Genomic DNA, 22,230 nt, shown 5'->3' with positions numbered 1-22,230 from the left:
GGTCGGCCGCCGGAGGCCGGGCAACCCGCGCCCTTCGATCCCACGCCGACCCCACACGCCGGACGGCCGTTCAGTCGCCGGGCCCGATCCGCCTGCGCAGGAACTCGCTGAGCGCCAGGGCCGCCTCGCCCATGCCCGACTGCGGCTGCAGGAGGCCGATGGGCTCGATGGCAGCCATGTCGGGCAGTGCCAGCTCGCGCAGCTCGCCGGTCGCCAGCCAGGGCCGCGCCAGGTTCAGCGGGAGCAGTGCCAGCAGCGGCTGGTGGCGCAGCAGCCAGCCCATGAGCGGCAGCGAGCGGGTGCTGACCGGATAGATCGGCGGCGTGCGGCCGAAGCGCTCGCACAGCGCGTCGAAATGCCCGCGTGCGGCCACGCCGGCCGGCAGCAGCAGCCAGGGATGGGCCGCGAGCGCTGCCCAGGCCTGATCGGCCGGCAGACCGGCCGCGGGTGAGCCGCCAAGGACGGCGGGATCGGCCAACAGCGGATGGTCCGCGCGGCAGACCACGGCAAAGCGGTCCTTGCGCAACGCATGGAATTCCCAGCCCTGCGGCATGGCCCCCGGCCGGCGGCAGACCACCAGGTCGACCTCGGCGCGGGCGATGGCCAGCAACTGGTCCTCGCCCTCCGCCTCGGCCAGCTGTACCCGGATGGCCGGCTGCACCTGGGCGAAGGCGGGCAGCGCATCCACCAGCACGCCATGGATGGCGGAGACCGACGCGAGCACCCGAACGAAGCCCAGCCCCTGGCGCCGCCGCGCATCCACTGCGCCCGCCACGTCGGCCATGCCCAGCATCAGCTGGCGGGCCACCGGCAGCAGGTCGGTACAGGCCGGCGTGGGCCGCACACCGCGGGCGTGGCGCTCGAACAGGCGCACGTCCAGCAGCCGCTCCAGGTAGGCCAGCGTCTGGGTGACGGCGGACTGGGTCATGCCGATGGCATCGGCCGTGCGCTGCACGCTGCCCAGCTCGGCCAGCTGCAGCAGCACCTGCACATGGCGGAACTTGCCGCGGGCGAGCAGGCGATTGAGCAGGGTGGTGGCCAGGGGCGGGGTCGTCATGCCATCGCAAAGTCTAATGACTGGCCGCCCGATTTAATTGGTCGCTGATCGCTGCGGCGATGAAGATGCCGGTTCCATCTGCCGCACCGCGGCCTGCGAGCGCGTCCACGCGCCACCCATTCCGGAGACACGACCATGCATTCCCCCGACCGCCGGCGCGCGCTTGCCGCCCTGGGCGCCCTTCTCGCCACGGCCACCACCGCCCACGCCCAGGGCGGCAGCGCCGACTGGCCGAGCCGTCCCATCCGCATCATCGTGCCGGCCCCGGCCGGTGGGCCCTACGACCGCACCATCCGGCCGCTGGCCCAGCAGATGAGCCAGGTGCTCAAGCAGCCGGTGGTGATCGACAACAAGGCCAGTGCCGGCAACATCGTGGGCACGCAGATGGCGGCTTCGGCGCCACCCGACGGCTACACGCTGGTGGCCACCGGCTCGCTCAACGCCATTGCGCAATCCATGTACGACGGCATCGGCTTCGACATCGTGCGCGACTTCGAGCACATCGGCAGCATCGGCGAAGGCGCGCAATGGCTGGTCGCCCGGCCCGATGCCGGCTTCAAGGACTTCAACGACTTCGTGCAGCAGGCCCGACGCGAGCCCGGCAAGTTCGATTACGCCAGCTCGGGCGCCGGCAGCACCGGCCACCTGGTGATGGAGCAACTGCAGCGCGCGACCGGCGTGAAGCTGACGCATGTGCCCTACAAGGGCGGCGCGCCGGCGCTGCAGGACGTGCTGGCCGGCGTGGTGCCGATGATCGTGATTCCGCTGAACAGCGCGCTCGCCCCGGTGCAGGCAGGCAAGCTCAAGGTGCTCGCCGTGTCCAGCGCGCAACGCAGCCCGCTGGTACCGCAGGTCCCCACTTTCGCGGAGCTGGGTTATCCGCAGCTCACGGTCAGCGCCTGGATCGGCCTGTCGGCCCCCAAGGGCACGCCCGCGCCCATCGTGCGGCGGCTGCATGCAGCGTTGACGGCCGCACAGGCCGATCCGGCCACGCGCAAGCAGCTCGAGTTCGAGGGCATGACGGTGCTGTCCACCACGCCCGAGCAATACATGCAGCTGGTGCGCACCGACACCGAGCGCTGGGGCCAGCTGGTGCGCAGCCTCAACCTCAAGGCCAACTGAGGTCCTTTTCTTCTTTCCACCCGCACATCCATGCCCTTCGTCACTTCCCACGGCCGCGCCATCTACTACGAACGCCAGGGCGACGGCCCGGCCGTGCTGTTCTGCCACGGAGCCGGTTCCAATGCCGCCACCTGGTGGCAGCAACTGCCGGCCTTCGCTGGCCGCTACAGCTGCCTGACGATGGACATCCGTTGCTTCGGGCGCTCGGCCGCGCCGCTGGCCGAGTTCGACCTGCCACTGTTCGTGGACGACGTGATCGCCATCCTCGACCAGGAGGGCATCGAGCGCGTGCGGGTGGTGGGCCAGTCGCTCGGCGGCATGATCGGACTGAAGCTCGCGCTGACGCATCCGGGGCGGGTGGCGGCCTTCGCGGCCTGCGACACGTCGCTGGCGGTGGACCATCCCGTGCTGCTGGACATCCTGGCCACGCGCCAGCTGTCGCAGAAGGCGGTGAGCATCGAGCAGCGTTCGCTCGGTCGCTGGTTCCTGGACCATGAGCCGGAAAAGGCCGCGCTCTACGCCCAGATCAACCACTTCAACCCCAGCGCCCATTCGATTCCCGCCGCCGACTGGGGCGCGGCGCTGCAGGGGCTGATGGCGCCCGACCGGCTGATTCCGCTGGCTGCACTGGACGCACTGGCCTGCCCCACGCTCTTCCTGGTGGGCGACCAGGATCCGATCGTGCCGGTGGCCGTGGCCCGCGAGTTCCACGAACGGGTGGCCAGCAGCGAGCTGGTGGTGGTGGCCGATGCGGGGCACTCGGCCTACTTCGAGCAGCCGCGCGTCTTCAACGCGGCGGTGCTGGACTTCCTGGCGCGGCGCGCCACCTGAACGTCCGGCGTCCGCTTTCACCCTACGGTCTGCGGGCCATCCGCATGCCGCAATCGAAGCAACAACCGAAGTCGCGAGCCGCAGCGCAGACGCGCGGTCAGCCGCCCGCCGAGAGTTCGACGGCGCGCCGGTGCGCCGCCTCGGCCGCCTTCTTCACCAGCGCGCGCAGGGCCTCACCCTCTTCGAACACCGCGATGGCCGCCGCCGTGGTGCCGTTGGGCGAAGTGACGGCTCGGCGCAGGGCCGCAAAATCGGCATCCGGCTGGTGGTGCTGCAGCGCGGCAGCGCCCCAGGCCGTGTCGGCCGCCAGCGCGCGGGCCAGTTCGGGCGACAGGCCGAGCGCCACGCCGGCCTGCGCCAGCGCCTCGCTGAACAGGTGGTAATAGGCGGGGCCGCTGCCGCTGATGGCGGTGACCAAGTCGATGTGCGACTCCTGGTCCACCCAATGCGCGCTGCCCACGGTGGCGAACAGGGCGCCGACCTGCTCACGCCGGGCCTCGTCCACGCCGGGCGCGGCATAGAGCCCGGTGCAGCCGGCTCGCAGCATGGCCGGTGTGTTGGGCATGACGCGAATGACCGGCGTGCCCAGGGGCAGAGCAGCTTCCAGTGTGGCGACGGTGACGCCAGCGGCCACGCTCACCACCACGGCCTGGCTCAGCCAGTCTGCCGGCAGCGCGCGCAGGGCGCCGGCCGCCATGGCTGGCTTCACGGCCACCACCACCAGATCCACGCCGCCTGCGGCTTCGCCGGAGGACTGCAGCGCCTGCACACTGGCATGGCGGCCGGGCACCGGCGAAGCGCCTTCAGGCAGGGGCGCGGGATCGATGGCCAGCAGGGTCTGGATGCGACCGCTGTCGCGCCAGGCCTCGCCGAGGGCGCGGCCCATGTTGCCGTAACCGAGGAACAGGACTTTCATGAGGGATGCGGTGAGAAGGAGGGTGGGAAAGACGAGTCGGGCGGCATTGTCGTGCGCCGGCCTCGCCGCGTCCTCCCGCTCGCTGTGCCGAGGGCGGCTGCGGTCGCGCGCACAACGAAAAAGCCGGCACGCTTTCGCATGCCGGCTGCAGTCAGGCGCCTCCCAGGCCCCATCCCGGACCTCTTTCACAGGCGGTGCCCGCCTGAGGAGATGGAAAACGAACCCGGTGTCAGGCCCGGTCCGCCTCCATCCCGTTCTGCCGGGGGATCGCCACGCGCTACCGATCCCTTAGGAATCGCACGGCGTGGCGTGGCGGCCTGTTTACAGGCCGGCCTTGCGATAGACCGACAGGCTGCCTTGCGTGTACTGCGTGGGGATCTTGCTGTTCACGAAGGCCTTGGAATCCAGGTTCCAGGTCGGGTTGTGGGCAGCGGCCACGGCTTCGGCCTGCACGGCGGCACGGCTGCGGGGAGCGGCCGGTGCAACGGCGACTTGCTGGCCGGCGTATTCCAGGTTCTGCTCGGCGCGAGCAGCCTGCACGCCCTGGGCGTTCACTTCGGCGCGGCTGAAGGCCGACACGGGGGCGATGACGCCCTGGTATTCCTCGGCGCTGGCGCCGGCAACAGCGGCGAACGACAGAGCGGCGAGGGCGATGATCTTCGAGGTCTTGGTCATGATTTTTCTCCTAAGCAGAGCGTTGAACAGAGCTGGCGGGGCACCTGCCCCACCGGCTTCGGGTCTGCGTTCAATCGCTGGCCCGTGAGATGAATTGTGGACCTCTCATCTAGGGAAAACCCTGGTCGTTGCCGAACGTGCTGTTCATGATCGGGAAACAATCTAGGCCGGCCGCCTGTGGGATTGTTCCTACGTCTACCCGGACCTGCGCGTGGCAGGAAGCCACGAAGACGTGACGTTCAGCGAGCGGGCGATGAGGGCAACGGGGCGCCCGGCCAGGGGTAACGCGCCTGTGCCACGCTGCGCAACAGCGCCTCGCGCTGGCCGCGGCTGATGCCGCGGATGCCCTCGGCCACCCACTGGACGCGCTGCGGGTCGAGGCCCCCCTCACGCTGCCAGCGTTCGGCGGCGGCGCTCGGTGCATGCAGCATGGCCGCCAGCCATACCGCCTGGGCCGGCTCCAGCCGCGCCGCCGGACGACCGAAGTAGAAACGCGCCGCTGCCTCGGCGCCGCAGACGCGGCCCCAGGGCGCATGGTCCAGGTACAGCTGCAGGATGCGGGCCTTGCCCAGCTGCTGCTCCATATCCACCGCATAGAGCAGCTCGCGCAGCTTGCGCTGCAGACTACGCTCGCTGCCGGTCACCAGCACCTTGGCCAGCTGCTGCGTGAGCGTGCTGCCGCCGCGCTCGACAGCGCCCTTGCTCTGGTTGCGGTCGAAGGCGGCCTGCAACTCGATCAGGTCGAAGCCCGGATGCTGGAAGAAGCGCTGGTCCTCCGCCGCGACGACGGCACGGGCCAGCCAACTGTCGGCCTTCAGGTTGGCGGCCGGGCCGCACTGGCTGCGCGCGTTCAGCAGCGCCTCGGTGCCCAGGCCCTCGACGCTGAAGCCGCTGATGCGCGGGTGCAGCCCCAGCGTGCCCGAGGGCAGCTGCACCTGCAGGCGGCCAGACGCCGTGCCGCCGATGCGGGCGCGTTCCAGCTCGGGCATGCCGGCCGCCAGCACGGCGTACCAGCGGGCGATGGGCGCCTCGTCGAAGCTGGCGTCGAGGTGCAGGTCACGCTGCGTGAGCCGGCCCTGCCAGCGGCCGTGCAGGCCTTCGGTGCTCGCGCTGGTCGGCACCGCGTCGACCTCGCCGCGCAGCACGTCCACCTCGCGACGCGCGGTCAAGCGAAGTTCGGTCAGCTGAAGAGGCTGTGAGCCCATGGCGGTCAGGCCGATGCGGCAGGGTGCGCAGCGCAGGGCCAGCTGCTCGCGCGGCGCGTCCCAGCGCAGGTCGATCGGCCCCTGCGCCGTCTGCAGCCGGCGGCCGTCCAGCCGCGGTGCGATCCAGGGCGAGGTGGCCAGTCGCAGCACCGTGGGCACGCCCACGGGCACCGTGAACGGACCCACGCGCCAGTCCACCGCCCATTCGTCCTTGGCCGGGGCGAGCGCGATGCGCACCACCGCCACGGCCGCCACCGCTGCCGTCAGCAGCAGGGCCAGCAGGCCCCACAGCAGCAAACGCAGCCCCTTGTTCACATCGCGTCCCGTTGTCTGTCGTGTCGTTCATGGCGGCGAGACCACGGTCACCGCCGTCCAGGGCCCGGCGGCGCTCGCGCGCCAGCTGGCCCAGTACCAGGCGGAAGTGTCGGTGAAAGATTGGCCGGCGGCATCCTCGATGCGCTCGCACACGCGCTGGGTGTCGCTGCCTGTGCGCTCGGCGTGGAAGCAGCGCCACAGCCGGCCGCGTGCGTCGTGTTCGAGCCGGGCCTGAACGACGCGATAGCCCAGCGCGCGCCAGCAGTCCTCGGCCGGATGCAGCAGGCGCGTGGCACGCTCGACCTGCCGCATCACCAGCACCCGCCGGCCATCGGTGAAGCGGGCGATGTGGCCGGGAAAGTGCCGGGCGAAGCGGGCTTCCACCTCGCCGAGCGCCTGCGGCCTCAACGGCGCGCCGTCCCAGGTGGGGGGCCACTCGGGCGAGGCTGCGTACGAGGACGAGGACGCAAGGCCGTCCTGCCCCAGCGGCCAGAAACTGGCCAACAGGCCGGCCGCCAGCGCGAATGCGAACGCCAGCTTGTGCAGCACACGGTGCGCGAAGTGGTTGCGCCAGGGCGAAGGCGCGAAGACGTCAGGCCAACGCATGGCGGTCCTTTCCGAGGCCCAGGTCTTGCGGTGCCGTGCGCAGCATGCGCCGCCCGATCGCGCCACACACCACGGCCAGCAGCGCCAGCCCCAGAACCTGATGCAGCAGCGGCCCGGGCGCATGGCCGGCGCCCTCCAGGCCCACCAGCAGGGCATTGCGCAGCACATTGCCGCCCAGCACCACCAGCCCGACCACGGGCAGCCGGCGCAGGAAGGCGCGGTCGTCCATCCGAGTCATGAACAGCGCCACCACGCAGGCGGTGAAGTACCCCATCCACACCATCTGCACGCCGGAGCAGGGCGCATCCACGATCACCAGCCGGCCATCGATCCACAGGCTGCTGCCAGCGCGCTCGACCACGAAGAAGGGTGCCAACAGCCAACGCGCCGCCTCGGCCGTGACCAGCCGCAGCGGATAACCCGCATAGAACTGCAACGAGGACAGCAGCGGCAACGCCAGCACCGCGAGGCCCAGCACCGGCAAAGCGGGCTGCCCAATCGGCAGGAAGGCGAGCAGCGCGCAGGCCATGGCCAGCACGGCCAGCAGGCCGGTGGCCAGCGGTGGCAGCACGCTGCCGGCCCGCAGTAGTGAAGACGCCAGCACACCCAGCGCAGCCACCGACAAGAGGCCCAGCCGCGGCGATGCGCGCAGCGCCCTCCGGGACCGCCACGCGAACAGGCACAGCGCACCCAACGCCAGCAGGCCCAGTGGATCGTCCGAACGGTCCAGCATGCGGGCGCCCATCCAGAGCCAGGTGGGCCAGAGCACCAGGGCGGTGGCGACCAGCCACAACACGGGCGGCAGGCGGTCGAGACGGATCGCCGCCTCCAGGCTGCGGGGATGGCGGCCCGCCCAATCGACGAGGTTCATTGGCGTTGCTCCCTCGATCAGGCGGTCATCCGCCGCGCATCGTGCCGGCACAACCGGCGACGCAGCATGGCGAGCATGCCCAGCGCCACGGCCACGGCGCCCAGCGTCTCGGGCTCGGGCGTGGCCGGCACCGGCATGCCCAGCGCGAGTTCGCTCACACCTTCGGGCAAGGCTTGAGGCTGATCGACCGTCGTGCCGGCATCGCCCGCACCGCGCACCACCTGGTCGACGGCGACGAAGCTGGTGTAGGCCGTGAGCAGGCTGTACTTGAGCCCCAGCGCGGTGATGGCTTCGCGCTGCTGGCCGCTGCCTTCCAGGCCCTCCTGGTCGTCCAGTGCCGCGATGCGGTCGCGGGCCCACAGGGCGCGCAGGGCCGTGGCCTGCGGGGCCAGGCTGCCTGCGTCCACCGGCAGCACCTGGCGCCACGCGCCTTCGGCGCTGCGGCCTTCCACCACCAGCTGGCCGCGCAGCGCACCGCGCCACTTGCCGAACAGCACCACGGGCCGCTCGCCCAGCACATCGGGCAGATGGGCCGACTCCACGTCGTACACCTCCAGGCCCTCGAAGCGCGCCTTCAGGCCGGTGAGCACGGGCGACTCCGCCATGCGACGGAAGCGTGCCGCCTGCTCGGGTGCCTGCCGTTCATCGGTGATGACGAAGGGCTCGCCACGGCCGGCGCGAGCCAGACCCTCGATCAGGTGCCGGTTGACCGAGGAGCCGATGCCGAAAGCGAACAGGTTGGCCTGGTCCAGATGCTCGCGCACCAGCGCGAAGGCCTCGCGCTCCACGGTGACGTAGCCGTCGGTCACCACCACGATGCTGCGCGAGACCCCCTCGGCCTTGGGCTGGGCATAGGCCTGGCGCAAGGCCGGGATCAGCTCGGTGCTGCCGCCGCCCTGGATGTCGGTGAGCGTCCTGAGCGCCCGCTCGATGTTGGCCCGCGTGGCCGGCACCGACCGGGCCGACAACATGCGGTTGCTGCCAGCGAACAGCATCACGTTGAAGGTGTCGCTGGGCCGCAGGCCGCCGATCAGCCGCTCGAGCAGAGCGCGGGCCGTGTCCAGCGGAAAGCCGTGCATGGAGCCGGAGATGTCCACCACGAAAAGGTAGTCGCGCGGCACGATGCGCTCGGCGGCCACGGCGCGCGGCGGCTCGACCATCGCGAGGAAGAAGTTCTCCGCATCCGCCCCGCTGCCCGGATAGAGCATCAGGCCCGACTGGATGCGCTCACCGGCGAGCGCGAAGTCGAGCACGAAGTCGCGGTTGGCCAGCGGCCGGCCATCCTCGCGCAAGGTGAGGGTGGCATGCCGGTCGTCGGGCCCGGGTTGGATGGCCAGCGCATGGCTGGACGAACGGATGTCCGCCAGCGGCAGCGGCGCATCGAGGCTCAGCTTGAGCGAGAAGGCCGCGGCACTGGCCGTGCCGGCAGGCAGCGTGGGCTGGGCGCTCCAAGGTCCCCCGCCTCCATCCGTGCCCGAGTAGCGCGGGCCCACCACGGTGGGGTAGACGAACTGGTAGCGACCCGACTGCGGCAGAAGCAGCTCGCTGTAGCGCAGTTCCGCACGCACCTCGTCGCCCGGCCGGATGTTGGCCACGTTCATCTGGAAGACGTTGGGCCGCTCGGCCTCGAGCAGCGCAGCCGTCTGGCCGGCCTGCTTCGCTTCCTGGTATTCCAGCCGCGCCTGCTGCTTCTCGCGGATCTGCGCCGTGATCAGCCGGTCGGCAATGCGCACGTTCATGCCCCCTACGGCCGCGCGCGTGGAGCCGGGAAAGACGTAGCGCGCCTCCAGCGTGCGCTCGCCTTCGTTGCGGTAGGTCTGCGTCACCCGCACGTCGGCGATGACCCCGGCGATGCGCACGTCGACGTCGGTTCGCTTGAGGGGCAGGCGGTCGGTGCCGGGGGTGTCGCTTTGCACCACCAGATAGGGGCTCGCGGTGGCATCGTTGCCAGTTTCCTGTGCAAGGACGGGCCGGCACACCAGCAACGCAAAGGCGGCCAGCGCCATCAGCGCCGTGAACGCCCACAGGCCGCAGCCGCGGGCTTCGGGACTGCGCCGGCGGCGCCAGGACAAGTTTGGATTCATGGTCGGTTCCTTCCTCGGTGTCTGCGATGGGAAGGACTGTCCGCGCGGCATCCGAAGCCAGAAGGAAGGGCCGATGAAGCCCCACGCGCCATGTGAAGCTTGTGTGAAGTCCGTGTGCAGCGCCCTTCAGCCTCCTTTCAAGATCCGCGGCGACGATGGCCCTGCCGACGGCGTGGCACCCGCCGCACCGAGAATGCTGCCGCCGTCCGACAGCGTGGCTGCCGTGACAGCGCGAGGCTTGCGCGCCTGCCGGCGTGCAGGCAACGCCTTGTTACGGCGGCCTTCCGGCGGGCGGGCATGCTCGCCTTCCCTCCCGCCGGCCGACCTCTTCCTGTTTCTTTCCCATGTCCTTCAAAGACCGTCTGTCCGATCCCCGCCTGCGCCGAGCCGCCAAGTGGACCGCCATCGGCAGTGCCACCGCGGTGGTCTGCGGCGCCGCCATCGTCGGCATTGCCGCGGCGCTGATGTCGCGCCAGCTTCCCGACGTGAGCACGCTGCAGAACTACCAGCCCAAGCTACCGCTGCGCGTGTTCACCGCCGACGGCGACCTGATCGGCGAGTTCGGCGAGGAACGCCGGCAGCTGGTGCCCATCGACAGGATCCCCAAGGTGCTCAAGGACGCGGTGCTGGCCACCGAGGACGCGCGCTTCTACCAGCATGGCGGACTCGACACCATCGGCCTGACGCGGGCGGTGATCTCCAACGCACTGCATGGGGGCGTGCGGCAGGGCGCTTCCACCATCACCCAGCAGGTGGCGCGCAACATGTTCCTGAGCTCGGAGCGCACCTTCACCCGCAAGCTGAAGGAGGCGCTGCTGGCCTGGCGGCTTGAGGACGAGCTGACCAAGGACCAGATCCTCGAGATCTACCTGAACCAGATCTACCTGGGCAACCGCGCCTACGGCTTTGCGGCCGCCGCCCAGACCTACTTCGGCAAGCCGCTGCAGGACATCACGGTGGCCGAGGCCGCCATGCTGGCCGGCCTGCCCAAGGCGCCCAGCAGCAACAACCCCATCGCCAACCCGCGCCGCGCGGTGGCCCGCCAGCAGTACGTGATCAACCGCATGGTGGAGACCGGCTACCTGAGCGAGGCCGACGCCGCCAAGGCCCGCCAGGAGCCGCTCAAGCTGCGCGATGCCGGCGATCCGTCGCAGCTGCATGCCGACTATGTGGCCGAGATGGTGCGCCAGCAGATGGTGGCCAAGTACGGCGACGACACCTACACCAAGGGCTTCAAGGTCTACACGACCGTGGCACGGAATGATCAGAGTTCAGCCTACGACGGCCTGCACGAAGCCATCGTCGACTACGAGCAGCGGCAGCCCTACCGCGGCCCCGAGGGCTTCGTCGAACTGCCTGCCGACGGCACCGATGTGGACACGGCCGTGGACGATGCCCTCTCCGACAAGCCCGACAGCGGCGGCATGATGGCCGCGGTGGTGCTGGAGGCCAGCCCGCGCAAGCTGGTGGCCGTGCGCGCCAACGGCGACTCGGTGGAAATCACCGGCCGCGGCCTGCAGGCGGTGCAGCGTGGCCTGGTGGAGAAGGCGGCCGAGCCGCTGCGCATCCGCCGCGGCAGCATCGTGCGCATCGCACGTTCGGGCCCGCAGAACAGCTGGGAAGTGACCCAGCTGCCCGAGGTCGAAGGCGCCTTCGTGGCCATGGACCCGCGCGATGGCGCCATCAAGGCGCTGGTGGGCGGCTTCGACTTCAACAAGAACAAGTTCAACCATGCCACGCAGGCCTGGCGCCAGCCGGGCTCCAGCTTCAAGCCCTTCATCTACTCGGCCGCGCTGGAGAAGGGCTTCACGCCCGCCACCATCGTCAACGACGCACCGCTGTCCTTCGATGCCGCGGCCACCGGAGGCGCGCCCTGGGAGCCCAAGAACTACGACAACAGCTACGCCGGCCCGATCACACTGCGGCAGGCGCTGGAGCAGTCGAAGAACGTGGTGACCATCCGCGTGCTGGACGCGATCACGCCGGCTTATGCGCAGGAATGGATCACGCATTTCGGCTTCGCGGCCGACAAGCACCCGGCCTACCTCACCATGGGCCTGGGCGCCGGCTCGGTGACACCGCTGCAGATGGCGACGGCCTACTCGGTCTTCGCCAACGGCGGGCTGAAGGTGGAACCGCGCCTGATCGCCCGCATCACCGATGCCCGCGATCAGGTTTTGGAGGACACGCCGCCCAAGCCCGCCGACGAAGCGGGGCGTGTGATCCCCGCGCGCAATGCCTTCGTCATTGACACGCTGCTGAACAGCGTGGTGAAGAACGGCACTGGCCGCCGCGCCTACACCACGCTGCGGCGCGACGACCTGTACGGCAAGACCGGGACCACCAACGACTCGCACGACGCCTGGTTCGCCGGCTTCCAGCCGACCCGCGTGGGCGTGGCCTGGATCGGCTACGACACGCCGCGCCAGCTCGGCGTGCGCGGCGAGACCGGCGGCAGTCTGGCGCTGCCGGCCTGGACACGCTACATGCAGGGTGCGCTCAAGGGCGTGCCGGTGGCCAAGCTGGACGTGCCGCCCGGCGTCACCAACGCCAGCGGCGAATGGATGTATGACGAATACGCCAACGGCCAGGGCGTGCAATCGCTCGGGGTGGAAGCCGCCCTCACGCCGATCACGCCGGTGGAGGTCAACAGCAGCGCCCCGACGACCGGCCCTGCGCCGTCCTGGGGCAACCAGCCGGTGATTCCGGTCCTGCCTGCCCAGCCCGGGCAGCCTGCCGCACCTGCACAACAGGACGAGCGCAACCGGATCCTGAACATGTTCCGCTGAGACGCACCGCGCTGCGTTTCGCGACGACCCGGCCGAGGCCGGGTTTTTTCATGGCCACTGTCCGAACCGGCATGGCGGCCTGCGCGGTTCAATCCTGCGCGGCCTCGGGCGTGCCCTGGTGATAGCGAAGCTGCCAGCCGCCGGCGCCTCGCAGCCACAGCGAAGACCGCAGCGTACGCAGGTCGGCCCCGCCATCGGCCGGTCGCTGCACCGAGCGATAGTGCAGCAGGGCGACATCGGGGGCGAGGCGTTCCACGCGGAAGTCGGAAGACACGACCGTCGGCGGAGCCACCACCTGCGACAGGTAGCCCAGGACGGTGGTGCGGTCATAGGGCCGGCCCGAACGGCCCACTTCATGGAAATCCGCGTGGAGCAAGGCCTGAAGCCGGCCGGCGTCGCAGGGCAGGCCAGGATGGTGCAGTTCCACCTCCAGCTTCTGCAAGTGGGCGCACAGGTCGTGGTGGTCATGCGGGGTCATGGCAGCAGGGCTCGTCGTGGAACGGAAAGGGACGCACCGCGGGTCCGCGCGTGACCACCGGGCCGCATCAGCGCACCGGCCCGCTGATCAGCGGCAGGGTGAGCGTGGCCAGCGCCCCGCCGCCTTCGGCATTGCCGAGCGCGATGCTGCCGCCGTGCAGCGCCGCGATCTCGCGCACGAAGGCCAGCCCCAGGCCGGTGCTCTTCTTCTGGCTGTGCGGCCGCGCCAGCGAATAGAACTTCTGGAAGACCTGTGCCTGCGCATAGGCCGGGATGCCCGGCCCCTGATCGCGCACCGAGACCACGCCGCGCCGGCCCTGCAGCCGCAGGCTGAGGCGCACGGTGCCGCCCTCGGGCGAGAAATCGATGGCGTTGTCCAGCAGGTTGCCCACGGCCTGGCGCAGCAGCAGCGGATCGCCTTCGGCATGCACCTCGCCCAGGTCCTCGCGCAGGCCCTGGACGTCGATCACGACGCCACGGCGCGCGGCGGCCGGTGCCACGCCCTGGGCGGCCTCGCGCAGTAGGGCGCCCAGAGCCACGGGCTGCACTTGGTCGAGCACGCGGCGCGTCTCCAGCGCGGTGAGCTCCATCATGCGGTCCACCAGCTGCTGGATGCGTTCGCTCTCGCGGCCGATGTTGGCCAGGAAGCGCTCCCGCTCCTCGGGCGGCATGCCGGCCTCCTGCAGCAGCTCGGCAGCGCCGCGGATCGCCGAAAGCGGGCTCTTGATCTCGTGGGTGAAGGTCTGGACATAGTCAGCCACGTAGTTGCGGCCGGTGAACGCGTCGCCCATCTCCTGCAACGCGCCGCGCGCCATGGCGGCGGCGCGCCGCAGCATGCGCAGCGGATGGAAGCCCCGCTGGGTGCGCAGCCAGCGGATGTAGTCGGCGGTGAGGCCGAAGGGCCGCACCAGCCACACCGAGACGATCAGCGCCAGCACCAGCAGCGCCGCCGCCGAACCGGCACCGACCCAGACCACGCGCTGGCGGGCGTCTTCCACGAACTGGCCGAAGCTCTGCACCGGCTTGCCCACGCCCACCATGCCGACGATCTCGCCGGCCCAGCGGATGGGTGCGCCCACGTAGAGCACCGAACTGAGGGGATCGGCCTCGACGTCGCGCGTGGCCCGGGCGCCGTAGCTGCCGGCCAGCGTCCGGCTGACGTCGATCCAGCGCGAATAGTCGGCACCGACGGCCCGGCCGGTGGAGTCGTAGATCACCCGGCCGCTGCGGTCGGTGACGTAGACGCGCAGTTCCACCTTCTGCTTGTGCAGGTTGTAGATCTGGGCCGAGAACTCACGCGCGTAGAGGGCGCGGAACAGCGGCTCCAGCCGCCGGGTGTCGATGGCGCCGGCGATCACGTCCTGCTCGACCAGCGTGGCCATGAGCTGGGCGATCTCCACCTGCGCCTCCTCGGCCGATTCGCGGTAGCGCGGATCGATGTCGCCCACCACCCGCCACAGCAGCCAGGTGATGCCGGCCACGTAGATCAGCAGGACGGCCAGGAAGATGCGGGTGCGCCGGCTCGGCGAACGCATCATGGGACCAGGGGCGTGGACGGCGGCAGGTCTTCGTGCAGCGCGTAGCCGGTGCCGCGGTGGGTGCGGATGGCCTCGACCTCGGGCGCCATGGCCCGCAGCTTGGCGCGCACGGTCTTGACATGGGCGTCGACAGTGCGGTCCAGACTCTCGCTGTCGCCGCCCCAGACGCGGTCGAGCAGTTCTTCGCGGCTGAACACACGGCCCGGGCGCTGCACCAGCAGGCGCAGCAGGCCGAATTCGTAGCGCGACAGCTCGAGCACGCGGCCGTAGTAGCGGATCTGCAGGCGTTCGTCGTCGACCACGAAGGGCAGGGCGGGTGCCTGCGGCGCCGTGGCCGGTGTCGCCACCGGCATCGCAGCACCTGGACCCGCCCGCTGGCTGCGCCGCAGGATGCCCCGCACCCGGGCCACCAGTTCGCGCGGCGAAAAGGGCTTGGCGATGTAGTCGTCGGCCCCCAGCTCCAGCCCCACCACGCGGTCGATCTCGTCGGTGCGGGCCGTGAGGAAGACGATGGGCACGTCCGCCGCGCCCGGCAGGGCCTGCAGTCGCCGGAAGAGGTCGAAGCCGTTCATGTCGGGCAGGCCGATGTCCAGGATGGCGAGCGCCGGCGGCTCGGCGGCGAATTCCGCCAGGGCTGCGCCACCGGTGGCACACCACACCGGCGCAAAACCGTCGCTGCGCAGCACGTACTGCACCGTGTCGGCGATGCCCGGCTCGTCCTCCGCCACCAGGATGCGCGGCCGAACCCCGACCGATGGCGCGGTCGGGGCCGTGGCGACGGCAGGGGGTGGATTCGGCATGGGGGCGGATCGTAGCGGTGCGGACGCAGGGCACCCAGCGATTTCGGAAAGACCGTGAATTGCGCTTTGACGCCCGGCGCAGGAGTTGTCCTGACTTTGTTCTTTTCTTTTATTTCAACATTAGTCGTCATAGGTAAGGATGCTCTCGGCCTGTGGATAACCATGGTTTTTTCCGGCCGGCCAAGGATTTGGCGTCGAGCGACGGATGTGGGCAACCCTGCGTCCGTGCTGTCGTGGGTGGGCGAACAACCTCGGCCGAAGCGCCCTGGCTGTGGATAAGACGGCGCTTGTTCCACAGTGGTCCCCAGAGTTGTTCTTTGACAGGGCGTCTGCTTTGTGGCTGCCAAGCGCCAACGCCGGCCCAAACTATGCACTGCCAAAAATATGAGCAGACCAAAGATATGTGTTGTAGATCAACGAGTTGCGATGGCTTTACAAGGCAGTCCGACAGTTGCCCACAAAGTTGTCCAACGAATATGGGGACAGACGGCGGTTTCGGCGTCCCGAAGCCGGCGTCGCATCGGTCGTTCTCCGTCGGACCGGTTGCAGCGTGCCATCGGATCGGCGCGCCGCGACATCCCCACTTTTTTTGCGGGCGCCCGTTGTCCCGGTTTTCCTTCCTTCATCTTCAATATCTGAATAGTCGTAATAGATAAGGAAGCCACCGGCCTGTGGAAAACCCACGAATCCCTCGGCCGGACAGGCATTTGGCCTTCCTTGGCCCATGTGGGCAGGGTTGCTTCGTGGATGTCGCGCCGATGGGGACAAATGCCGGCCGTCCGCCCTCGCGTGTGGATAACCGGGCAGTTGTGCCGGATTCATCCCCACAGTTGTCCTTTGACAAGGGGGGTGCAAATGTGGGATTGGGCTTTGGACGCCTTGAATATGCACTGCTGATTATTTGTGCAGATTGTTGAAAGTCCATTGATATCAAGGACTTGCAGTGGCTTTACAAGACAACGCGCGAGTTGCCCACAAAGTTATCCAGTCCAGCTGGGGAGAAGCGGACAATACGGCTTCTTGAGCGCCGTTCAGGGGTAGAGCGGCCGCTTTTCCACAAACGGAGGCTTTCCGCGGCTTCGCGCAAGCGTTCGTGTGGCGTGATCGAAGGCCGCGAAGCACACATTCGCCCGGCCGGATCACCGGGCCTGGGCGATCCGACGCGTGTTCAGCGCGGCTGGCCGCTTCCTGCCAGGTCTTCGAGGATGGGGCAGTCGGGCCGATGGTCGCCCCGGCAGCCATGGACCAGGTGGGCGAGCGTGCCGCGCATGGCCTGGAGTTCGGCAATGCGCCGGTCCAGGTCGTCGAGGTGGGTGCGGGCGATGCGCTTCACATCCGCGCTCGAGCGGCTGCGGTCATGCCAGAGGCCGACGAGCTGCTGGATCTCGTCGATGGAGAAGCCCAGGTCGCGGGCCCGCTTGATGAAACGGAGGGAGTGGACGTCGGCATCGCCGTAGAGGCGATAACCGGCGTCGGTGCGCGAGACGGCGGGCAGCAGCCCCAGCGTCTCGTAGTGGCGCACCATGCGGGCCGACACGCCGGAGCGGGCGGCGGCCTGGCCGATGGTGAGCGGTGGGGCCGTCGCTGTGGACGGCGAGGAGGAACGGGGGGCCACGGCCGGACCGGGTTCCGTGAGGAAAAAGGCGTCAGCCTTGGACGGTATAGCCCGCTTCGCGGATCGCGTCCTGCAGTGCGGCGGGGGCTTCGGCGCTCTGCACCTCGACGCGGCCGGCCGGCAGATCGATGCGCACCTCGGCATCGGGATCGACATCCTGGACCGCCTGGGTGACGGCACGGACGCAGTGTTGGCAGCTCATTCCGCTGACCTGGAAGACATGAAGAGGAGAAGTCATAAAAAAAACCTGGTGGAGGGCCTAAAAAAAAGGGAACACCCTGGAGTGTGGACCTTGACACGATGTGAAGGTCAAGGCAACAAATTCGGTGCTGCCGCGGCACCATGGCCTTCGATTTCCGTCAGCGCGACAACGCGTGCTTGACCTTGCCATGGCGTCAAGCCGTAGCCTTGGGCTCATGAACGCTTCTTCGATCGACATCGCGACCGCCGAAACGACCGCGCAGACGCTGGACCTCGGCATCGGCGGCATGACCTGTGCCTCGTGTGTGGCCCGGGTGGAAAAGGCCCTGCGCCAAGTGCCGGGTGTGCAGGAGGCCAGCGTGAACCTGGCGACGGAATCGGCCCGCGTCCGCTGGTCGGGTGACGACGGTGCCGATGCCGCACTCCGGCTGCGACGCGCCATCCGGCAGGCCGGCTACGAACCGCGCAGTGCCGAGGCGACGCAGGCAGAAGCGGAGGCGGGGCCATGGGCAGGATTCGGCCCGGTGGCCGCGGCGCTGCTGCTGTCCTTTCCTCTGGTGCTGCCCATGCTGGGGATGCCCTTCGGGCTGGACTGGATGCTGCCTGCCTGGCTGCAACTGTTGCTGGCGGCGCCGGTGCAGTTCGTGCTGGGCGCGCGCTTCTACCGGGCCGGCTGGCATGCGGCGCGGGCTGGCACCGGCAACATGGACCTGCTGGTCGCCCTGGGCACCAGCGCTGCCTTCGGGCTGTCGCTGTGGCTCTGGTGGCGCGCCCGCCTGCATGGCGCGCACGGGGGCGAACCCCATCTCTATTTCGAAGCCTCGTCGGTCGTGATCGCGCTGGTGCTGCTGGGCAAGTGGCTGGAGGCGCGGGCCAGGCGGCAGGCCACCTCGGCGATCCGCGCGCTGCAGCAACTGCGGCCCGAGACGGCGCACTTGCTTCAGTCGCGTGGTCGCCGCACCGAGGAAAGCGATGTGCCGCTGGCCGAGGTGATGGTGGGCGACCGGCTGGCCGTGCGGCCCGGCGAACGCATCCCGGCCGATTCGCGTGTGCTGGAAGGCGAGTCGGAGGTGGACGAATCCATGCTCACCGGCGAACCGCTGCCCGTGGCCAAGTCGGCCGGCGCCCGCTTGACGGGCGGCTCGGTCAATGGGGCCGGCCGGCTGGTGGTGGAAGTGCTGGCAGTCGGCACGGAAAGCGTGCTCGCCCGCATCATCCGGCTGGTGGAGGACGCGCAAGCCGCCAAGGCGCCGATCCAGCGGCTGGTGGACCGGGTGGCCGCCGTCTTCGTGCCGGTCGTGCTGGGCCTGGCTCTGCTGACGCTGCTGGGCTGGCTGTTCCTGGGCGGTGCGCCGCTTGAAACGGCGCTGATCCACGCGGTGGCCGTGCTGGTGATCGCCTGCCCTTGCGCACTGGGCCTGGCGACGCCGGTGGCGGTGATGGCGGGTACCGGCGTGGCCGCGCGTCACGGCATCCTGATCAAGGACGCGACGGCGCTGGAGCGCGCACACCGGGTGGACACGGTGGCCTTCGACAAGACGGGCACGCTTACGCGGGGACAGCCGCGGCTCAGCCGGCTCGACGCGACGGGGACCTTGGACGAAGGGCAGGTGCTGCGCATCGCCGCCACGCTGCAGCAGGGCAGCGAACATCCGCTCGCCCGGGCGGTGATGGAGGCCGCGAAGTCGCGGGGCCTCGCGCCCGATGAGGTGCGTGATGTTTGCGCCGTGCCGGGTCGCGGGATACGCGCCGTGATCGACGGCGCGCCCTGGGCGCTCGCCAGCCTGCGCTGGTGCGAGGAATTGGGTGCTGCCTTGCCACCGGAAAAGGTCGAGGCACTGTTGTCCACAGGTTCCTCGGTGTCCGCGCTGCTGAGCTTGGATGCGGAGGGTGAGCGGGTGAAGGCGGTCGAGGCATTGCTCGGCTTCACCGATGGGCCCAAGCCGGGCGCGGCGGAGGCGGTGGCGGCCCTGCGTGCGCGCGGGTTGCGGGTGGTGATGATCTCCGGCGACAACGTGCGTGCCGCACAGGCGCTGGCCCGGCGCGTCGGCATCGCTGCCGAGGATGTGCGCGCCGAGGTGCTGCCGGCCGACAAGGCGGCCGCCGTGGCGGCCTTGAAGGAAGGCGGCGCACGCGTGGTCGCCATGGTGGGCGACGGCGCCAACGACGCGCCTGCGCTGGCCGCAGCCGACGTGGGCCTGGCCATGGCCAATGGCACCGACGTGGCCATGGAAGCCGCCGGCATCACCCTGATGCGCGGCAATCTGGCCCTCGTGGCACAGGCCTTCGACCTGTCGGCCCGCACGGGGGCCAAGATCCGGCAGAACCTGTTCTGGGCCTTTGCCTACAACGTGGTCGGCATCCCGTTTGCGGCCTTCGGGTTGCTCAGCCCGGTGGTGGCAGGGGCGGCCATGGCGGCATCGAGCGTCAGCGTGATGGCCAATGCGCTCCTGCTGAAAAGAAGCCGGCCACGCTGAGCGCGTCGAAGCGCCGCGCGAGGCTTCGACAGGCTCAGCCCGAACGGCTGGGCAGAGGCATCGGCGGCTGTTTGGCCCCCGCAAGCGCTCAGCTCAGCGTCGGATAGTCGGTGTAGCCCTTCTCGCCGCCGCCGTAGAAGGTCTTCGTGTCCGGCGTGTTGAGCGGGGCGTTCTCCTTCAGGCGGCGCACCAGGTCCGGGTTGGCGATGTAGGGGCGGCCGAAGGCGACCAGATCGGCGCCCTTCTTCACCGCTTCTTCGGCCAGTTCGCGGGTGTAGCCGTTGTTGACCATCCAGGCGCCCTTGCCACCGGCCTCGCGGTAGGCCTTCTTGAGCGCGTCATAGTCGAAGGGACGGCCTTCCACCTCGCGCGGGCCGCCGGTGGCGCCTTCGATCACATGCACATAGGCTAGGCCCAGCGGGCCCAGTTGCCGCACCACATGGTCGAACAGCGGCTGCGGATCGCTGTCGACGATATCGTTGGCCGGGGTGACCGGTGACAGGCGGATGCCCACCTTGCCGCCGCCCACCGCGTCGACCACGGCGCGGGTGGTTTCCAGGAGCAGTCGCGCGCGGTTCTCGATGCTGCCGCCGTAGTCGTCGGTGCGCTGGTTGGCGCCGTCCTTGAGGAACTGGTCCAGCAGGTAGCCGTTGGCGGCATGGATTTCCACGCCGTCGAAGCCGCAGGTTTCCACCGCATTGCGGGCGGCGGCCGCGAAGGTGTGGACGATGCCGGGCAGCTCTTCCAGGTCCAGCGCGCGGGGCGTGGAGGTGGGCGCGAAGCTGCCATTGCCCTGCGCGTCGATCAGGTAGGTCTTGGTCTTGGCGGCGATGGCCGAGGGTGCGACCGGCGGCTGGCCGTCGGGCTGCAGGCTGTCGTGCGAGACGCGGCCCACATGCCACAGCTGGGTGACGATCTTGCCGCCCGCCTCATGCACCGCGTGGGTGACGCGCTTCCAGCCGTCGAGCTGCTCGGTGCCATAGAGGCCCGGCACGTCGGCATAGCCCTGGCCCTGGTGGCTGATGGCGGTGGCCTCGGTGATCAGCAGGCCGGCGGTGGCACGCTGCGCGTAATAGGTGGCGGTGATCGGCTTGGGGATGGCGTTGGGCGAACGGTTGCGCGTCAGCGGCGCCATCACGATGCGATTGGCGAGCTGGAGGTCGCCGGCCTGGACGGGGTCGAAGAGGGAAGAACTCATGGCTCGATCGATGTAGAGGTGGAGATGAGAAAGACGAAGGCGGCAGGGTAGGTCAGGGCCAGTGACGGCGCTACGGCAGGGTTGTGGTTTTCGGTGTAGGCGTGCCGGCCGCGCTGCCCAAAAAAAAAAGCGGGCGTCGCGCCTTGGCACGTCGCCCGTCCTTGTTGACTGATGGACGCCGCCTTACTTCAGCAGGCCTTCTGCCTTGAGCGCTTCCTGTACGGCAGGGCGCGCACCCACGCGCGCATGCCAGGCCAGCAGGTGCTTGTAGGCGCTGAGGTCGATGTTCATCGGCTTGGCCCAGTTGACGGTGGTGAACAGGTAGCCGTCGGCGACGCTGAAGTGCTCGCCCATCAGGTACTCCTTGCCTTCCAGCTGGCTGTCCAGCCACTGGAAGCGGGTGCGCAGCTTGTCGGCGAAGACCTTCTTGGTGTCTTCGGGCACGGCCGGGTTGAACAGCGGGCTGAAGCCCTTGTGGATCTCGGTGCCGATGAAGGTCAGCCATTCCTGCAGGCGGTAGCGCTGCAGGGTGCCATTGGCGGGTGCCAGATTCTTGGTCGGAACCTGGTCGGCGATGTACTGCACGATGGCCGGGCCTTCGCGCAGGCGGGTGCCGTCGTCCAGTTCCAGCATCGGCACGTAGCCCAGCGGGTTGATGCCGTAGTAGTCGGTGCCGTCCTGCAGCTTGTGCGACTTGGTGCTGGCCAGCACCGGTTCGAAGGCCAGGCCGGCCTCGCGCAGGGCGATGTGCGGGGAGAGCGAACAGGCGCCGGGGGAGTAGTACAGCTTCATGGAAAGGGCTCCTTCTGTTGGAAAAGGTCTGGAAGCGAGAGGGCGGCATGCAGTCCGGTGGCGGCCTGCACGGCAGCGCGAATGTACTTGGATCGGCGCGCGAGCTTGTCCTACGGGGTCTTGGGCGGGGCACTGTCCAGGTTGGTGCACAGGCCTTCACTACGCTTCAGGCACCGCGGCAGGCTCAGTCGAACGCTCGCCGCACAACGAGACGACAAAGGAGTCAACCATGCTCAAGTACGCACTGATCTTTGCCCTGATCGCCCTGGTGGCGGGTGCCCTGGGTTTTGGCGGCGTGGCCGCCGGTGCCGCCGGCATCGCCAAGCTGCTGTTCGGCCTGTTCCTGCTCATGGCCGTGGTTTTCGTGGTGCTGGCCGCCCTGGGTGTGGGCGCTGCCAAGAAGGTGCTGGATTGAACACCGTGGACACGCTGGACATCCTCCGTTCCATTGCAGGGACGCGCCGGATCGGCGCGTTGGTGTCGCCCAAGGAGCGGGTACGTCATGTCATCGACGTCACCCAGCGCAATTGGCAATTGCCTGTGAGCCGGCGCAAGCGTGCGGCGATCAAGGCGGTCCAACACGTTCGCGAACTGGCTGCAGCCTGAGTGACCGGACTTGAAGGGACTGCAGTTCCCATTACCGACAAAAGAGCGCAGGCGA

At 69.4% G+C, this 22,230-nt stretch carries 20 protein-coding genes; 6 read left to right on the top strand and 14 right to left on the bottom strand.

All coding sequences use genetic code 11. The features are described 5' to 3' along the window. Nucleotides 1-70: 70 nt before the first annotated feature. On the bottom strand, nt 71-1,057 hold the full coding sequence (locus QZ772_RS21220; protein ID WP_295530618.1) for a LysR family transcriptional regulator: 987 nt from the start codon (nt 1,055-1,057) through the stop codon (nt 71-73). Nucleotides 1,058-1,192: 135 nt separating this feature from the next. On the opposite strand from QZ772_RS21220, the gene QZ772_RS21215 reads away from it, so the two are divergent. After that, a complete protein-coding gene (locus QZ772_RS21215) occupies nt 1,193-2,179 on the top strand; it encodes a tripartite tricarboxylate transporter substrate binding protein (protein WP_295530615.1) in 987 nt (328 codons plus the stop codon). 30 nt (nt 2,180-2,209) lie between these two features. Beyond that, the gene (locus QZ772_RS21210) at nt 2,210-3,010 is read left to right on the top strand and encodes an alpha/beta fold hydrolase (RefSeq protein WP_295530612.1); all 801 of its coding nucleotides are present in this window, start codon (nt 2,210-2,212) and stop codon (nt 3,008-3,010) included. Between the two features lie 97 nt (nt 3,011-3,107). On the opposite strand, the gene proC is transcribed toward QZ772_RS21210, so the two are convergent. The 6 genes from proC to QZ772_RS21180 form a co-directional block, all read right to left on the bottom strand. Beyond that, on the bottom strand, nt 3,108-3,926 hold the full coding sequence (proC, locus tag QZ772_RS21205; protein WP_295530609.1) for a pyrroline-5-carboxylate reductase: 819 nt from the start codon (nt 3,924-3,926) through the stop codon (nt 3,108-3,110). A 321-nt stretch (nt 3,927-4,247) separates the two neighbouring features. Beyond that, complete coding sequence (locus QZ772_RS21200; protein WP_295530606.1) at nt 4,248-4,601, bottom strand: alpha/beta hydrolase; 354 nt, start codon at nt 4,599-4,601, stop codon at nt 4,248-4,250. A 239-nt stretch (nt 4,602-4,840) separates the two neighbouring features. Then, on the bottom strand, nt 4,841-6,121 hold the full coding sequence (locus QZ772_RS21195) for a biosynthetic peptidoglycan transglycosylase (protein ID WP_295530603.1): 1,281 nt from the start codon (nt 6,119-6,121) through the stop codon (nt 4,841-4,843). A 27-nt stretch (nt 6,122-6,148) separates the two neighbouring features. Next, nucleotides 6,149-6,727, bottom strand: a complete 579-nt coding sequence (locus QZ772_RS21190; RefSeq protein WP_295530600.1) for a hypothetical protein — start codon at nt 6,725-6,727, stop codon at nt 6,149-6,151. After that, nucleotides 6,714-7,598, bottom strand: coding sequence for an exosortase Q (xrtQ, locus tag QZ772_RS21185; protein ID WP_295530597.1), 885 nt, complete (start codon nt 7,596-7,598; stop codon nt 6,714-6,716). The genes QZ772_RS21190 and xrtQ overlap by 14 nt, the downstream gene beginning before the upstream one ends. A gap of 17 nt (nt 7,599-7,615) precedes the next feature. Next, complete coding sequence (locus tag QZ772_RS21180; protein ID WP_295530594.1) at nt 7,616-9,682, bottom strand: VIT and VWA domain-containing protein; 2,067 nt, start codon at nt 9,680-9,682, stop codon at nt 7,616-7,618. Nucleotides 9,683-10,026: 344 nt separating this feature from the next. Here QZ772_RS21180 and QZ772_RS21175 point away from each other — a divergent pair, with 344 nt between their 5' ends. Then, nucleotides 10,027-12,471, top strand: a complete 2,445-nt coding sequence (locus tag QZ772_RS21175) for a penicillin-binding protein 1A (protein ID WP_295530591.1) — start codon at nt 10,027-10,029, stop codon at nt 12,469-12,471. Nucleotides 12,472-12,559: 88 nt separating this feature from the next. On the opposite strand, the gene QZ772_RS21170 is transcribed toward QZ772_RS21175, so the two are convergent. The 5 genes from QZ772_RS21170 to QZ772_RS21150 all read right to left on the bottom strand — a co-directional run bounded on the left by QZ772_RS21170 (nt 12,560) and on the right by QZ772_RS21150 (nt 17,139). Beyond that, on the bottom strand, nt 12,560-12,949 hold the full coding sequence (locus tag QZ772_RS21170; protein ID WP_295530588.1) for a DUF4440 domain-containing protein: 390 nt from the start codon (nt 12,947-12,949) through the stop codon (nt 12,560-12,562). A gap of 67 nt (nt 12,950-13,016) precedes the next feature. Then, nucleotides 13,017-14,486 carry a two-component system sensor histidine kinase CreC gene (gene creC, locus QZ772_RS21165; protein ID WP_295530585.1) on the bottom strand — a complete coding sequence of 490 codons (1,470 nt, stop codon included), beginning with the start codon at nt 14,484-14,486 and terminating at the stop codon, nt 13,017-13,019. Next, the gene (gene creB / locus QZ772_RS21160) at nt 14,483-15,286 is read right to left on the bottom strand and encodes a two-component system response regulator CreB (protein WP_295530582.1); all 804 of its coding nucleotides are present in this window, start codon (nt 15,284-15,286) and stop codon (nt 14,483-14,485) included. The genes creC and creB overlap by 4 nt, the downstream gene beginning before the upstream one ends. Nucleotides 15,287-16,454: 1,168 nt before the next feature. Continuing rightward, entirely contained in the window at nt 16,455-16,901 is a 447-nt protein-coding gene (gene cueR, locus QZ772_RS21155) for a Cu(I)-responsive transcriptional regulator (RefSeq protein ID WP_295530579.1), read from the bottom strand. A gap of 31 nt (nt 16,902-16,932) precedes the next feature. Continuing rightward, a complete protein-coding gene (locus QZ772_RS21150) occupies nt 16,933-17,139 on the bottom strand; it encodes a heavy-metal-associated domain-containing protein (RefSeq protein ID WP_295530576.1) in 207 nt (68 codons plus the stop codon). Nucleotides 17,140-17,317: 178 nt separating this feature from the next. On the opposite strand from QZ772_RS21150, the gene QZ772_RS21145 reads away from it, so the two are divergent. Beyond that, the gene (locus QZ772_RS21145) at nt 17,318-19,579 is read left to right on the top strand and encodes a cation-translocating P-type ATPase (RefSeq protein ID WP_295530573.1); all 2,262 of its coding nucleotides are present in this window, start codon (nt 17,318-17,320) and stop codon (nt 19,577-19,579) included. An 88-nt stretch (nt 19,580-19,667) separates the two neighbouring features. Here QZ772_RS21145 and QZ772_RS21140 read toward each other — a convergent pair whose 3' ends face one another. Next, nucleotides 19,668-20,777: an alkene reductase gene (locus QZ772_RS21140; RefSeq protein WP_295530570.1), complete on the bottom strand. Its 1,110-nt coding sequence runs from the start codon at nt 20,775-20,777 to the stop codon at nt 19,668-19,670. A 183-nt stretch (nt 20,778-20,960) separates the two neighbouring features. Next, on the bottom strand, nt 20,961-21,569 hold the full coding sequence (gene gstA, locus QZ772_RS21135) for a glutathione transferase GstA (protein ID WP_295530566.1): 609 nt from the start codon (nt 21,567-21,569) through the stop codon (nt 20,961-20,963). 229 nt (nt 21,570-21,798) lie between these two features. Here gstA and QZ772_RS21130 point away from each other — a divergent pair, with 229 nt between their 5' ends. Together QZ772_RS21130 and QZ772_RS21125 are read left to right on the top strand one after the other, a co-directional pair. Further along, on the top strand, nt 21,799-21,984 hold the full coding sequence (locus QZ772_RS21130; protein WP_114801744.1) for a DUF1328 family protein: 186 nt from the start codon (nt 21,799-21,801) through the stop codon (nt 21,982-21,984). Next, complete coding sequence (locus QZ772_RS21125; protein WP_295530564.1) at nt 21,981-22,175, top strand: hypothetical protein; 195 nt, start codon at nt 21,981-21,983, stop codon at nt 22,173-22,175. Before QZ772_RS21130 ends, QZ772_RS21125 begins: the two co-directional genes overlap by 4 nt. Nucleotides 22,176-22,230 lie beyond the last annotated feature (55 nt).

The organism is uncultured Pseudacidovorax sp. (assembly GCF_913773995.1).
Taxonomy (GTDB): domain Bacteria; phylum Pseudomonadota; class Gammaproteobacteria; order Burkholderiales; family Burkholderiaceae_C; genus Xenophilus.
Note: the sequence above shows the minus strand (reverse complement) of the source record. Positions and strands in the feature narration are given on the sequence as shown.